Source organism: Martelella sp. AD-3 (assembly GCF_001578105.1).
Lineage (GTDB): Bacteria > Pseudomonadota > Alphaproteobacteria > Rhizobiales > Rhizobiaceae > Martelella.
On sequence record NZ_CP014275.1, the window covers coordinates 2972361 to 2986623 of the forward strand.

General features: G+C 60.6%; 11 protein-coding genes and 2 pseudogenes. All 13 read right to left on the reverse strand.

The genetic code is table 11. The features are described from left to right. Window positions 1-15: 15 nt before the first annotated feature. Window positions 16-684: a GntR family transcriptional regulator gene (locus AZF01_RS13850; protein ID WP_024708358.1), complete on the reverse strand. Its 669-nt coding sequence runs from the start codon at window positions 682-684 to the stop codon at window positions 16-18. Between the two features lie 537 nt (window positions 685-1221). Then, window positions 1222-2022 (reverse strand): IS21-like element helper ATPase IstB, encoded by an 801-nt coding sequence (gene istB / locus AZF01_RS13855; protein ID WP_024706303.1) that lies wholly within the window; start codon window positions 2020-2022, stop codon window positions 1222-1224. Next, window positions 2012-3538 (reverse strand): IS21 family transposase, encoded by a 1527-nt coding sequence (gene istA, locus AZF01_RS13860; RefSeq protein ID WP_024706304.1) that lies wholly within the window; start codon window positions 3536-3538, stop codon window positions 2012-2014. Before istA ends, istB begins: the two co-directional genes overlap by 11 nt. A gap of 114 nt (window positions 3539-3652) precedes the next feature. Further along, window positions 3653-4282: pseudogene (locus tag AZF01_RS13865) on the reverse strand (amylo-alpha-1,6-glucosidase); the annotation flags it as partial. 81 nt (window positions 4283-4363) lie between these two features. Further along, window positions 4364-5715 (reverse strand): IS3 family transposase gene (locus tag AZF01_RS13870; RefSeq protein WP_152534477.1). Its coding sequence is split into 2 segments (ribosomal slippage): window positions 4364-5377 and window positions 5380-5715, totalling 1350 coding nucleotides; the frame shifts between segments, so codons are not numbered across the junction. 84 nt (window positions 5716-5799) lie between these two features. Next, a pseudogene (locus tag AZF01_RS13880) lies at window positions 5800-6972 on the reverse strand (tyrosine-type recombinase/integrase); the annotation flags it as partial. Between the two features lie 294 nt (window positions 6973-7266). Further along, a complete protein-coding gene (gene guaA, locus AZF01_RS13885) occupies window positions 7267-8832 on the reverse strand; it encodes a glutamine-hydrolyzing GMP synthase (protein WP_061449690.1) in 1566 nt (521 codons plus the stop codon). Between the two features lie 37 nt (window positions 8833-8869). Next, on the reverse strand, window positions 8870-9499 hold the full coding sequence (locus tag AZF01_RS13890) for a 5'-methylthioadenosine/S-adenosylhomocysteine nucleosidase (RefSeq protein WP_061449691.1): 630 nt from the start codon (window positions 9497-9499) through the stop codon (window positions 8870-8872). Further along, window positions 9500-9952: a PaaI family thioesterase gene (locus AZF01_RS13895; protein WP_061449692.1), complete on the reverse strand. Its 453-nt coding sequence runs from the start codon at window positions 9950-9952 to the stop codon at window positions 9500-9502. Between the two features lie 61 nt (window positions 9953-10013). After that, window positions 10014-10469: a TspO/MBR family protein gene (locus AZF01_RS13900; RefSeq protein WP_061449693.1), complete on the reverse strand. Its 456-nt coding sequence runs from the start codon at window positions 10467-10469 to the stop codon at window positions 10014-10016. A 43-nt stretch (window positions 10470-10512) separates the two neighbouring features. After that, window positions 10513-11601: a DUF1513 domain-containing protein gene (locus AZF01_RS13905; RefSeq protein ID WP_061449694.1), complete on the reverse strand. Its 1089-nt coding sequence runs from the start codon at window positions 11599-11601 to the stop codon at window positions 10513-10515. Window positions 11602-11606: 5 nt separating this feature from the next. Next, window positions 11607-12695, reverse strand: coding sequence for an imelysin family protein (locus AZF01_RS13910; protein ID WP_245308942.1), 1089 nt, complete (start codon window positions 12693-12695; stop codon window positions 11607-11609). A 14-nt stretch (window positions 12696-12709) separates the two neighbouring features. Next, on the reverse strand, window positions 12710-14239 hold the full coding sequence (locus AZF01_RS13915; protein ID WP_245308943.1) for a di-heme oxidoredictase family protein: 1530 nt from the start codon (window positions 14237-14239) through the stop codon (window positions 12710-12712). Window positions 14240-14263 lie beyond the last annotated feature (24 nt).

Here is a 14263-nt window from a genome sequence, read left to right on the forward strand (position 1 = left end):
ACAGATTATAGATAATCAACCAGGAATCTCATAAGTCTCTCTGAGATCGCCATTTTTTGATGTCGGCTTGCGCTTGCCGATCCAGCCTACGTGGCGTGCCAGGGTCGAACAGGCAAATTCGGTCTGGCCCTTCCGCAGGGCATCAAGGATGGCACGGTGGTCGTGGTCTGTGCGTGCCTCCCAGTCGCTGCGCCAAGCGGCAAACAGGAAGCGCGCGCTCGCCGCCTGCAGGTCGTCGATCGTGCGCAGCAGGCGCGGCATGTGGCACGGTGTGAGGATCAGATGATGAAATCTGCGGTTCGCGGCCTCCCAGTCCCGGACATTGCCGGCGCGATCGCCATGCCGGGTAACCTCTTCTGCCTCATCGAGAATTGTCCGCGTCAAGTTTGGCGCAGCATGGCGTAGGGCTAGCGATTCGAGGCTCGCCCGCATCTCGGCGACCTCGCGCAATTCGGCGATATCGAACTCGGTGACGCGGAACCCGCGCCAAGGCTCGCTCTCCGCCAGCCCCTGCTTTTGCAGCGCGCGAAAGGCCTCGCGCACCGGTACGTGGCTGGCGCTGAACTCCGCCGCGACATGATCCTGCCGCAACCGCGCGCCGGGCTGTATTGCGCCAGATATGATCCGATCCGCGAGAATGCGCGCAATCCGGTCGGAAATGGTTTCATCGGTCTCTTTGGTCATGCATTATAGATAATCGACGTCACTTATGAAGTCGACGTTAGTAGCTCGAATTGGACCTAGGGTGCGGCGAGCGACGAACTGGCTTCGGTTTGTTGAGGCGCAAGTATTCGACCGTGATCATCGGTCGCGCTATCGGGCACCTTTATGTGCTCTATCCCAACACCAGCGGCTAAAGTCGCCCATTCTGGCGGCAAGCAACCCCAAGAGAAGGCCAGGTCCCGATCACTGTTCCGACCTCAGCACGTTGACAGCAGCACTAAGTTCGACTTATACGATGACTTGTATCGGAACGCGGACCAGCGTGGACAGCTAATTTTAAGCTGCTTTTCGTCGATATACTCACAAACAGTTCTGAGCCGATCCAGATAGGATATTGATCCATCTGGCCTTGTCGCGAGATCCCTTTCTCGACCCCTCCCGCCGTTAATTCATCCCGCCCAAACGCGATCGCGATCGCGAAGACGTATTTTTTGTTGATTTGCGCTGAGAACTGACCCGGGATTTGCGCCGAGAATTGACCCGCCTTTATATAACGTTCTATTCGGTTGTCGTGGTCAAGTTCCTCCGTCTCTCCTTTGTTGTTTTGGTTTCATGAGCTGAGCTGTTCTTGAAGCGAAAGCTGTCGTTTCCGGTCTCGAGGATATGGCAGTGGTGGGTAAGGCGGTCGAGCAGCGCGGTGGTCATCTTGGCATCGCCGAACACGCTGGCCCATTCACTGAAGCTGAGGTTGGTGGTGATGATTACGCTGGTGTGCTCGTAGAGTTTGCTCAGCAAATGGAAGAGCAGTGCGCCACCTGAGGCACTAAACGGCAGATATCCCAGTTCATCCAGAATGACGAGATCGGAATGAGCCAGGCGATTGGCGATCTGACCCGGGCGGCCTTGGGCCTTCTCCTGTTCCAGCGCGTTGACCAGTTCGACTGTTGAGAAGAACCGAACCCGCTTGTGGTGATGCTCAATGGCCTGAACGCCGATCGCGGTGGCAATGTGCGTTTTACCTGTACCGGGACCGCCGACCAGAACGATATTGTTGGCGGCGTCGAGGAACTCGCAGCGATGGAGCTGGCGCACAAGCGCTTCGTTGACCTCACTGCTGGCAAAGTCGAAGCCGTTCAGATCACGGTAGGCTGGAAAGCGTGCGGTCTTGAGCTGATAGGCAGTCGAACGGACTTCCCTCTCGGCGGTTTCGGCCTTGAGGAGTTGTGACAGGACGGGGATTGCCGCTTCGAATGCCGGCGATCCTTGTTCGGTGAGCTCGCCGACGGCTTGGGCCATGCCATGCATCTTCAATTGACGCAGCATGATGACGATCGCGCCGCTTGCGGGGTTATGGCGCATGGCGAGCCTCCGTCTTTCTCAGGGTGTCGTATCGTTCAACATTGGCCTTGGGCTCATTGGTGAGCGTCAGGGCTTGTGGTGCATCAATGGTGAGGGGCGTACAGGGTTTACCGTCGACGAGGCGATGCAGCAGGTTCAGTACATGCGTCTTGGTCGGAACGCCTGACTTCAGCGCCAGGTCCACGGCCGAGAGCACCGCTTGTTCATCGTGCTGAAGGACCAGCGCCAGAATATCGACCATCTCACGATCACCACCCGGCCTCTTGAGCAGGTATTGCTGTAAGGATCGGAATGCACCGGGGAGTTCGGCGAATGGCGCGCCATTGCGCAGGGCACCTGGCTTGCGTTGCACCACCGCCAGATAATGCCGCCAGTCGTAAATCGTCTGTCCCGGCCGGTCATGGGATCGATCGATGACGCGGCGATGCTCGCAAACGATCTGACCTTCTGCAGCGATCACAACACGTTCCGGGTAAACCCGCATGCTCACCGGCCGGTTGGCGAAGGATGCCGGGACGCTGTAGCGATTGCGTTCCAGATGCACGAGGCAGGTCGGTGTGACCCGTTTCGTATATTCGACAAACCCGTCGAATGGCCGGGAGAGAGGCATCAATACCTGAGCCTCCTCAGCCCAGATGTCGGCGATGGTGCCGCGCATCTGACCATGCGGGGTCTTGGTCCAGAACTCCTTGCAGCGAAGCTCAAGCCAATCGTTCAGGGCTTCCAATGACGGGAAGCGGGGTATGGGTTGGAAGAATCGATGGCGTGCATCCTGCACATTCTTCTCGACCTGTCCCTTCTCCCAGCCGGATGCAGGATTGCAGAACTCGGGCTCAAACACATAGTGGCTGGCCATCGCCAGGAAACGGACGTTGACGTCGCGATCCTTGCCACGGCCGACCTTGTCGATCGCCGTGCGCATATTGTCGTAGATCCCACGTCCTGGAATGCCGCCGAAGACGCGGAATGCATGATTGTGGGCGTCGAACAGCATCTCGTGCGTCTGCAGGAGGTAGGCCCGGACGATAAAGGCGCGGCTATAACTCAGCTTGGTATGCGCTACCTGCAGCTTGGTGCGCTCATTGTCGATGATGGCCCAATCTTCAGACCAGTCGAACTGGAAGGCTTCGCCCGGCTCAAATGCCAGAGGCACGAACGTTCCGCGCCCTGTCGTCTGGAATTCCCTTTGCCGGTCCGCCTTCCATTCCCGGGCAAAGGCTGCAACACGGCAATAGGAACCCTCATAGCCGAGGCTCATCAGGTCGGCATGGAGTTGCTTCAAGGTGCGCTTTTGCTTGCGGCCCTTCTTTGACTCCGTCTTCAGCCAGGCCGACAGCCGATCCGCATACGGATCAAGCTTGCTCGGCCGCTCCGGGACTTTGAACTTCGGTTCAACGCCGTCAAGTCGCAGATATTTCCGGACGGTATTCCGGGATAGGCCGGTCCTGCGACAAATCTCCCGGATCGATAAATGCTCTCGAAAATGCCAGCGCCGAATTACGCTCAATAACGCCATGTCGATCACTCCAGAACCCCCGCTTGAACCTCGCGAGGGGTGATTGAAACATGGGTCAAATCTCAGTGATAATTTCCCGCAATCCCGGGTCAGTTCTCAGCGCAAATCAACAGCCAGCAGGAAGAGCGGTGCTGCGGCAGCCCAAGCCTGCGGGATGCACGAGACGGGGTAGAACGTAGGCCCCTTCCCGCGCTGGCGAACGAAGCCGCAGTAGAGCTCGGGCAGTCGCCTGAGATCGATGTAGGTCGATGCGGCAAACAGTGCTTCGAAGATGCGTGCTGCCTCGGCCCGGTAGCCGTACCGCACGAAACCGGCAGCGATCAGCGCATTATCATGCGGCCAGACCGATCCGTTGTGATAGCTCATCGGATTGTAGCGTGCCTCGGAGGCGGCAATAGTGCGTACACCCCAGCCACAGAAAGATGACTGCGCCATCAGGGTCCGGACGACCTTCTCGGCGCGTTCCGGAAAAGCAATCCCCGTGAACAGCGCATGACCGGCATTCGACGAGCGGACGCGGCAAGGTTTCTTTTCGCCGTCGAGCGTCAGGATATAGGTTTGCAGCTCTTCGTCAAAGAACGCTTTGTCGAAGTTGATGCGCAATGTCTCGGCCATTCGGTCGAAACTCAAGGCGTCATCGTCCTTACCCAGCTGGCGGGCAATGATCGCGGCCGCCCGCCAGGCGCCATAGACATAGGCCTGCACCTCCACCAGGGCGATCGGCCCTGTCGCAAGCCTGCCGTCCTCGTGGTGTCCGTCGTCGAATGATTATGGACAGAATGGGGTCTGGCTATCAGGAGAGATTGGCTCGTCTGATGTGTTGATTTAAGCCGCGTTTGCGTGGTGTTGCAAGCGTCGGTTTTGAATGGTCTGTTGCTTGATCCTCTTTCGCTGTTTCAGGATTTCGTCTCCTCTGCCGAAGTAGACATCCGCCGGTGTGAGGTTGCCGAGGCTCTCGTGGTATCGGCGATTGTTGTAATGGTCGATGAATGCGCCGATCTGCGCTTCAAGGTCTTCGGGGAAGAAGTAATTCTCGAGCAGGATCCGGTTTTTCAGCGTCTGGTGCCAGCGCTCGATCTTGCCTTGGGTCTGCGGATGACCGGGCGCGCCGTGAAGCTGCTCCATCTTCCTGTCCTTCAGCCAGTCCGCCAGGTCTTCGGCGATGTAGCATCCGCCATTATCCGACAGAAGCCGCGGTTTGTGCTCCACCTTGACGCTGTCGCAGCCGGATGCAGAAAGCGCAATGTTCAGCGTGTCGGTTACATCACCCACCTTCATGTTCGTGCACAGTTTCCATCCCACGATATATCGGGAAAAGTCATCGAGGATGGTGGACAGATACAACCAGCCCCAGCCGATCACCTTCAGATAGGTGAAATCGGTTTGCCACATCTCATTGGGGCGAACGGTCTTGTCCCTGAATTCATTGTCCGCCTTGACGACAATGAAGGCTGGCGAGGTGATCAGATCGTGCGCCTTGAGCAGGCGATAGACGGACGCCTCTGATACGAAATAGCTTTTTGTGTCGGTGAAGGTCACCGCCAGTTCGCGCGGGGAGAGCTCCGGCTCTTCAAGCGCCAGCTCTATCACCTCGTCCCTGATAGTATCGGGAATGCGGTTCCATACCCGTGACGGGGCGGATGAGCGGTCCTCCAGCCCCTCAACGCCAAAGCGCTGGAAACGGTCATACCAGCGGTAAAAGGTCTGGCGGGGAATGGCGAGCTGCTCCAGTGTCTTCTTCACCGGCAGGTGCGATTGCTCGACCAGCCGGATGATTTCCAACTTCTCGGATGCGGGGTATCTCATTCTTCTGCGTCCCCATCCCCGATCATGCTTTTTTTGAGCAGGCGCAGCTCCAGCGTCTGCTCGGCCACGACCTCTTTCAGATCGCGTGTTTCCCGACGTAATGCCTTCACCTCATCCGTCGTTGCGGCCCGAGCCGTATCGCCGGCCAGGCGCCGCTTGCCGGCCTCGAGAAATTCCTTCGACCAAGTGTAATACATGCTTTCGGCGATACCCTCGCGGCGGCAGAGCGCGGCGATACTGTCTTCGCCGCGCAGGCCTTCCAGCACAATGCGGATCTTTTCCTCGGCCGAATAGGATTTGCGTGTGGCCCGGCGGATATCCTTGATCGCCTTGTCTGCCGTCGGCTTCTGCTGCCCGGATTTCTGTCTCATCTTCGCTTCCTTTGCGTGCGCTATGATGAGCCAAAACCCTCCCTTATCCGTTAAGCCAGATCTGTCTCAAAGGCGTTGAGACGGAACAGTATCCGCCCACTGCTGCATCATATGCCGGCGCTGCACTTCATACTCGGCCTTGTTATAAACGCCGCGCGATGAGCGCCCGTCCTCGTGCGCCAAGCACTTTTCGATCCAATCGCTGTTAAAGCCCAATTCGTTTAGCAGCGTCGACCCGGTGCGCCGCAGATCGTGCACGGTGAACGGCTCCAGCGGCAATCCCTCCTTCTTGGCCTGTGCGACGACAGCGTAGGTGATACGGTTAAAGGTCGCGCGGGACATTGGAGCATCAGCGTCGTACCGGGACGGCAGAAGATATCGGGAGTTGCCGGAGCAGGTTTTGAGCGCGATCATGATGTCCAATGTCTGTCGGCACAGGTAGACGTTGTGCGGCTTCGACCGCTTCATGCGTTCCTTTGGTATCGTCCAGACAGCGTTGTCGAAATCGATCTCGTCCCACACCGCGTCCTGCAGCTCGCTCTTTCGGACCATGGTCAGGAGGAAGAGCTTCATACCGAGGCGGATCGTTGGCAGCGTCGCGACATGCTCGAGTTGCTTGAACATGATGCGGATCTCGGCGGGCGACAATGCGCGGTCTTTCGGCGTAAAGGTGGCGATTGAAGCCGGACCGACGTCATCGGCCGGATTGACGACCTTCTCGCCGTGCAGAATGGCATAGCTGTAGATCTGCTTCAGGATATCCCGCACATGGATAGCCGTTGCAGGCGCACCTCGTTCGACGATCTTGCCGCAGTGGGCACGCAGGTCATCAGGCGTGATCTCCGTCAGAAGACGATTGCGCCAGACGGGCATCAGTTCGCGCTCGAAGATGGAGCGACGCATCGCGCGCGTACTGTCGGCCATGGTTGCGTTCGTCAGCCACTTCTCTCCGAACTGACCGAAACTCTTCGCTTCCTTGATCCGGCGCTTCTCCCGCTGCTTCTCAATGGCAGGTGACCGCCCCTCGGCAATTGCGCGCCGTGCGTCGATGCATAGCTCCCGAGCCCTGGCGAGCGATATTCCGTCACGGGCATACCTACCGAGATAGATGGTCTCTCGCCTGCCGTTCAGCCGATAGTCGAGCCTGAACGAGATGGCACCCGACGGCGCGACGCGCACATACATGCCGTCACGATCGGAGACCTTGTACATTTTGGCTTTTGGCTTCAAACACTTAAGTGCTGCATCGGTCAACATTTCGGGCCTCCTTGCGGAAAAGTACCGTCACGCGGTTTTTGGAGGCTGGCGGCGTCGAAAACACTTTTAAATCAGCGTCTTAGATCAAAAAAAGTACCGTCATGAGCCTCATTACTCCTGACGGTACTTTCGTTTTTCCGTTTGATCAATGGGGGCGAGGCCCGTCAGCGAGGCTGCCAAACGCGATCTATGCCCACCGATAGATATCGATAGGAATAGAATGAATTTATTTTTATTTTCAGTTGGTTAGATCGTGTTTCGGCGCAAAATCGGCGATGTTCGGATGGGTCTGAATCATTCCCACTCGATGGTCCCCGGCGGCTTCGAGGTCACGTCGTAGACGACGCGGTTGATGCCGCGGACTTCGTTGATGATGCGGGTCGCGGCCTTGCCGAGGAAGTTCATGTCATAATGATAGAAATCCGCCGTCATGCCATCGACCGAGGTGACCGCGCGCAGCGCGCAGACATATTCATAGGTGCGGCCATCGCCCATCACGCCGACGGTCTGCACCGGCAACAGCACGGCAAAGGCCTGCCAGATGACGTCGTAGAGGCCGTTTTTCCGGATCTCGTCGAGATAGATCGCATCGGCCTCGCGCAGGATGTCGAGCTTTTCCTTCGTCACGCCGCCGGGGCAGCGGATGGCAAGGCCCGGCCCCGGAAAAGGGTGACGGCCGATGAAGCTGTCGGGCAGGCCGAGCTCCTTGCCGAGCACGCGGACCTCGTCCTTGAAGAGCTCGCGCAGCGGTTCGACCAGCTGCATGTTCATGCGCTCGGGCAGACCGCCGACATTGTGGTGCGACTTGATGGTGACCGAAGGGCCGCCGGAGAAGGAGACGCTTTCGATCACATCCGGATAGAGCGTGCCCTGGCCGAGGAAATCGGCGCCTCCGAGCTTCTTCGCCTCGTCCTCGAAGGTTTCGATGAACAGGCGGCCGATGATCTTGCGCTTTGTTTCCGGATCGGCAACGCCTTCGAGCTCGCCGACGAATTTGTCGACCGCATCGACGTGGATGAGGTGGAGATTGTAGTGCTCGCGGAACATGGCGACCACTTCGGCCGCCTCGTTCTTGCGCATCAGCCCATGGTCGACGAGGATGCAGGTGAGCTGGTCGCCCACCGCCTCGTGGATCAGCAGCGCGGCAACGGATGAATCGACGCCGCCGGAGAGCGCGCAGATCACGCGTTTGTCGCCGACCTGATCGCGGATCTTCTGCACCATTTCGGCGCGGTAGGCCGCCATCGACCAGTCGGATTTCAGCCCGACAATCTTGTGCACGAAATTGGAAAGCAGCCGGCCGCCGTCGGGCGTGTGCACCACTTCCGGGTGGAACATGGTGGTGTAGTAGCGCTTTTCCTCGTTGACGCAGATGGCAAAGGGCGCGTGAGGCGAGACGCCGATCACCTCGAACCCTTCCGGCGCGCGGGTGACGCGGTCGCCGTGGCTCATCCACACCGGATATTTCTTGCCGACCTCCCAGATGCCCTCGAACAGCGGCGAGGCCTTCAGGATCTCGACATCGGCGCGGCCGAATTCAGCGGCGTGGCCGCCTTCCACGGTTCCGCCAAGCTGCACGCACATGGTCTGCTGGCCGTAGCAGATGGCGAGGATCGGCACGCCGCTGTCGAACACCGCCTGCGGCGCGCGCGGCGAGCCGTCCCGCGTGACGGAATCCGGCCCGCCGGAGAAGATCACCCCCTTCGGCTTCAGCCGCTCGAACCCCTCCTCCGCCTTCTGGAACGGCACGATCTCGCAGAATACGCCGGTCTCGCGCACGCGACGCGCGATCAGCTGCGTAACCTGGCTGCCGAAATCGATGATCAGGACGGAATCGGGATGGGTGATGTCTGCGGTCATGGGAGGCCTTCCGCTCGATGAAAGCTAAAAGCTGCGTTTAGAGGGGAATCGCGCCCGTTTCAATGGCGCTTTCCAGCCGATCGACGGCATGGCTGAGTTTTTCATCGATGATATGGAGATATTGGGTCCAGTCGGTGACGTGCTTGAGCTCCTCCCTGCCATCGGAAATGCCTCTGAGGCCGACCAGCGGCACGCCAAAGACCTGACAGGCCCGCAGGAGGGCGAAGGTCTCCATGTCCACCATTTCGGCGTCTATTAGATCATAGGCCGCGCCCGAGACGATATTGGCGCCCGTCGAAAGGCGGGCTGAAGGCAGGCCGGGAATCGAGAACGGCAGCGGAACTTCGGCCGGGATATCCAGAAACGGCGTCCGGCCTTTCTCGAAGCCGAGCGGCGAGGCATCCATGTCGCGAAAGGAGACCGAGGCGGCCTGATAGACTTCCGTCTGCTCCAGCGTGGCCGAACCGGCCGAACCGAGCGAGACAACGAGCGCCGGCAGCCTGCCGGCCGCGGCAGAGACGGTGAGCGCCTTGGTCAGGGAGATCGCGGCCTCGACCGGGCCAACGCCCGCCATCAGCGGTGAAATCCGCGCCTTCAGCCTTTCGCCATATTCGGCCTCGGCCGCCATCACGAAGAGAACGTCCTTTCCGGCAACCCGATCGAGCATCTACCCCTGGAACCCTTCCCGGTCGCGCACGACCATGCATGTGCCGGACATGGAGGCGATCAGCTTTGCCGGACCGTCCTCGCCGATCGCATAGCCGCGCCCGTCGGTGACGATGATGTTTGTGCCGGGCTTCGTCACCTCGCCGCGAAACAGGAACCGCCCGGCGCGCCCCGGCGACAGGAGGTTGACCTTGAACTCGATGGTGAGCAGCGAGGCGTCGGTATCGATCATCGTATAGGCGGCATAGGTGCAGGCGGTCTCGAGCCCCGTCGCGATCACGCCCGCATGGAGAATTCCGTGCTGCTGGGTCAGTTTCGGATCGAACGGCAGCTCGATTTCCACCACGCCGTGGCTGATGCGGGTCAGCTCCGCCCCGAGCATCTCCATCGCGCCCTGGCTTGCAAAACTGTTCATGATCCGGGCGTGAAAATCGCCGTGCTCGAAATTCGCCATGCCTCACCTCGTCTTGAGCCGGAGATTGGCACGGTCGCCTATTCCCAACAAGCGGGAAAGATCAATTGAGGTAAACGATCGAGGCGTTGAGCAGCGTCGCGAAGGCGACCCAGGCCGCGTAGGGCGCGAACAGCAGGGCCGCAGGCCGGTCCTTGCCCCAGGTGCGGGCGATGAACAGAAGGATGCCGGCAAGGAGCGCGACCACGACCACGAGCGCCGCCGCCGGCATTTCCATGCCGAAGAAGAGCGGCGACCAGGCAAGGTTCAACACCAGAAGCGCCGACCAGAGCGTCAGCGCCCCGGAGGTTTGCGGCCGGGCGATGAAAAGCCGCGCGCCGGCCCAGCCGATCAGCACATAAAGCAGGCTCCAGGCGGGGGCGAAGACCCAGTTCGGCGGGTTGAAGGGCGGCTTGGCGAGCGACTGGTACCATTCGCCCGGCACGTTGACGATACCGACGATGAAACCCGCGATGACGACGCCGACGATGAAGACGGCATGGATAAGGATGTTTTTCATGGCGAGACCGATCTAGCGCGCAAAACCCTGTTGTCCAGTCAGTCTAGTGTTCGGTCAGCCGCTGGATATGCTGATCGAAAGCGACATCATGATGGCGCCCGTTGAACGAACCGCCATAGGTGCCGACAGCAAAGCCATGGTCTGCCGCAGCAATGCCCGCCGCATCGGCGAGCGCGCGCGAAGACCGCAACGCGCCGGTGGCCTCGTCAAGCGTCACCACCATCCCCGCGCCCTTCGGAGAGGAAAGGCCGATCAGCCCGTCGCGCGGGTTATAGGCGATGGCGCCGACATAATTGCCAAGCCCGATGGTGATATCCTCCGGCAGTTCGGCAAAGGCGAGCGCCTCGCCGGGGGCGAACCGGCCGACGAGCGGCGGCAGCGCGTTACGCGGGCCTTCATACTGGCAGGCGAACCAGACGCATCCCTTTTCGCCGATTGCCAGATGCCGTGTCGAAAGCTGGCGAAGATCGGCCGGCAGCGCATGTTTTTCGACAAGCGCGCCGGACGCCGCATCGATCAGGGCCAAGGACGGCTCCATATGGTCGAGATTGAGCTTGGTGCGGCCGAAATCCGGATGGGTTTCGATGCCGCCATTGGCCGCCACCAGAAAGCGCCCGTCCGGCGAGACCGCCAGATCATGGGGACCGATGCCGTAGGTCGGATATTCGCCGACCCTGAGATAGCCATCGCGCCGATCATAGATGCCGATCACGCCGCGCCGGTTTTCGAAATCATTCTCGCTGGCATAGAGAAACCGTCCATCCGGAGAAAACGCCCCATGGCCATAGAAATGCCGGTCGGCAACGGAATTGATGATGAACCGGCCGCTGCCGCCATCGGGCGAGAACACCAGAATGAAGGTGCCGGGCCGGCGGGCAAAGGCAGCCACCTCTCCCGTTGCGGGCGAAGCGGCAAGTCCGTGGATACGGTCGGGCAGCTCGATCTCGGCGATGAAATCGCCCGCCTCGCTCATCAGCGCCAGCGCAAAGCTGCGGTCCGGCTTGCGGATGCCGGTGGCATAGACCGCGTCGGCCCGCGACAGCGCAAAGGCCGCCCGCGGCGCAAGGCCTGCGAGAAAGGCGGCGCCTGCGGCCTTCATGAAATGGCGACGGTCGACAAGCGGCGAGCGCATGCGCGTCAGTCCCCGTCGGAGAAGGAAAAGCCCGCGCCAAGGCCGATCGCGCCGCCATAGCGGTCGTTGAGCCTCAGGATCAGGTCCCTGGTGTTGATCAGCAGGTAATCGAGCTTTGCAAGCTGGTCCGGATCGGAGAGCACGACCTCGATATCCGGGTTCATGCCGCCGACCACGCCCTCGACGGAGGAGAACAGGAAGTTGATGGAGGAGACGATGGAGCGCACATCCTCGTCGAGCAGATCGACCATATCCGAATTGTTCAACAGTGCCTGCAGGCCCGCGAGATTGTCGCGGATCGAAGGCCAGGTATTTTCCGAACGCCAGTAGATCGCGCGGGTGGGAATATTCGGGCCTTCCTCGCCGCGGTAGAAATATTCGAGACGCTGGTCGCGCACGGTCTCCATGCCGTGCACCAGAACGCCGAGCAGCGCCGTGAGCGCCTCGTCATTCGTGCGGAACAGCGGATTGTCGGGGCCGGGATTTTTCCAGTGGGCGGCAACGCCGTCCTTTGCATCCCACTCCTCCGACAACTCGCCGGCGATAGTGTCGATATTCTCGGCAATCGCCGCGCCGTAACGGCAGCGATAGGTCTCCGGCGCCTCGAACATCGTCTCGTATTGCGTGCCGAAGAGAACGAATTCCAGCGCCAGCAGGCCCTGCATGGCGACGCTCTTTTCCGGCAGGTAGTCGGGATCGGCCGCGCTTTCATCCTCCTCGATGATCGCAGCCTGCACCTGTTTCAGGCCGATGCTCTTGCGATCGGGATAGAAGAGAATGCGCTCGAAACGGTGGTCATCGATGACCGGGCCGGTGCGCACGATCTCGATATGCGACCATGCGCCGACCAGTTCGTCAAAGGCTGCCGTCGCCTCCCCATAGGTCGCCTCGTCAGGCGTGGCGCAGAAGGCGCCCATTGCCGAGGCCATGACGCCGGAGGCCTCTTCAAAGGCGTGATAGCCGGGGCGGATGAAACCGTCGACGGCCTTTTCCAGCACCATCGGCACGTTATCCTCGTTCATGGCCCGGGCACTGCCTGCGCCAAGCGGCAGAGCGAGAAGGATGGCGAAGGCGGTTCCGGCAAGATGTCTCACAGCGACCTCATGTCTCACAGCGATTCCAGGAATGTGATCAGCGCGTCTCGGTCCTCTTTCGAGGCATTGGCGAAATTGTCCCGCGCATCCTCAGCCTCGCCGCCATGCCACAGGATCGCCTCGGTGCGGTTGCGCGCCCTTCCGTCATGCAGGAAGAAGGAATGGCCGCTGACAACCTCGGTCAGCCCCGTGCCCCAGAGCGGCGCGGTGCGCCATTCATAGCCATCGGCAACGCCGACCTGCTGATGGTCGGCAAGTCCCTCGCCCATGTCATGCAGCAGGAAATCGGAATAGGGCCAGATCAGCTGGAAACGATGGGCGGGGTTTTCCGCATCGCGGCTGGTGACATATTTCGGCGTGTGACAGGCGGTGCAGCCGGCCTCGTAGAACACCTGCTTGCCGCGCAGCACCTCAGGGTCATCGACATCGCGGCGGGCGGGCACGGCGAGGTTTTCGGAATAGAAGGTGACAAGCTCCATCACCGGATCGGGCGCCTCGGTCTCGCCGAGCCGCGCCTGGGCGCCGTGGGGCATGTCGAGGCAGGCGCTCTCCGTCTCAGAGCAATCGCCCCAATGGTTCGGCGCGTCCGGCGAGGAAATGCCGATATCGCCGGAAAAGGCGCCGGAGGACTGGTCGCGCACGCTGGCATTCTGCGCCTTCCAGCCGAAACGGCCAAGCTTGACTTCGCCGGTCCTGTGATCGCTGACGATGGCCGGACGACCGGAAATGCCGTCGTGGTCCGCGTCATCGGGATCGGCCCGGGACAGGATATCGGCCGGGTGGATCGCCTGGATCAGCCCCATGCCGATCATCTGGTTGGCGATGCGCGGCGAAAGCGTCGTGTCCGCGCCCATCGGGCCATAGGCCAGATCCGTCACGCTATAGGTCGGCTCGCGGAGCGACACGACCGTGCCATCGCCGAGCACGAACGGCTTTTCCGTATAGTCGATCTTCATGTGGCCTTCGGCCTCAAGGCCCGGCACGGCGAAATCCTGGAACTGGCCGCCATAGACCTCGTCCGGGAAATTGATCGTCTCGTAGCTGTCGATGCGCGCCTGCTCCTCCGGCGTGCGGGCGGGCCGCGCCAGACGCAGGAACATCGAGGTGGCATCGCTGTCGCCTTCCGGCGGATGGCCGCGCCCGTCCTTCAAATGGCAGCTCTGGCAGGAGCGCGCGTTAAAGAGCGGACCGAGCCCGTCGGAGGCCTGCGTCGAAGACGGCGAGGAGACCCAGAACTTGCGGAACAACGCATTGCCGAGCTTGAAAGTCTCTTCCTCGGCGAAGGTGATATTGGCCGAGGATTTGGAAAAAACATCGCGGTTGACGGTGGCCTTTGTGGTCGCCGCCCCGCCCTGCATGGTCTCGAACCGTTCGGCCTTGGAAAAATCGTCGGTCGGCTCGGTGACCTTTTCCACGCGGGCCTTGTCCCCGGCATCGAGATCATCGCGCGTATCAGGCAGCGGCCAGTCGGCGGCAAGGGCTGCCGAAAAACACAATGAAGCGGCCAGAGCCGCCGTCGTCATTGCAGTAATATGCCGTTTCATCATGCTATCACGGTCGTTCCGGCC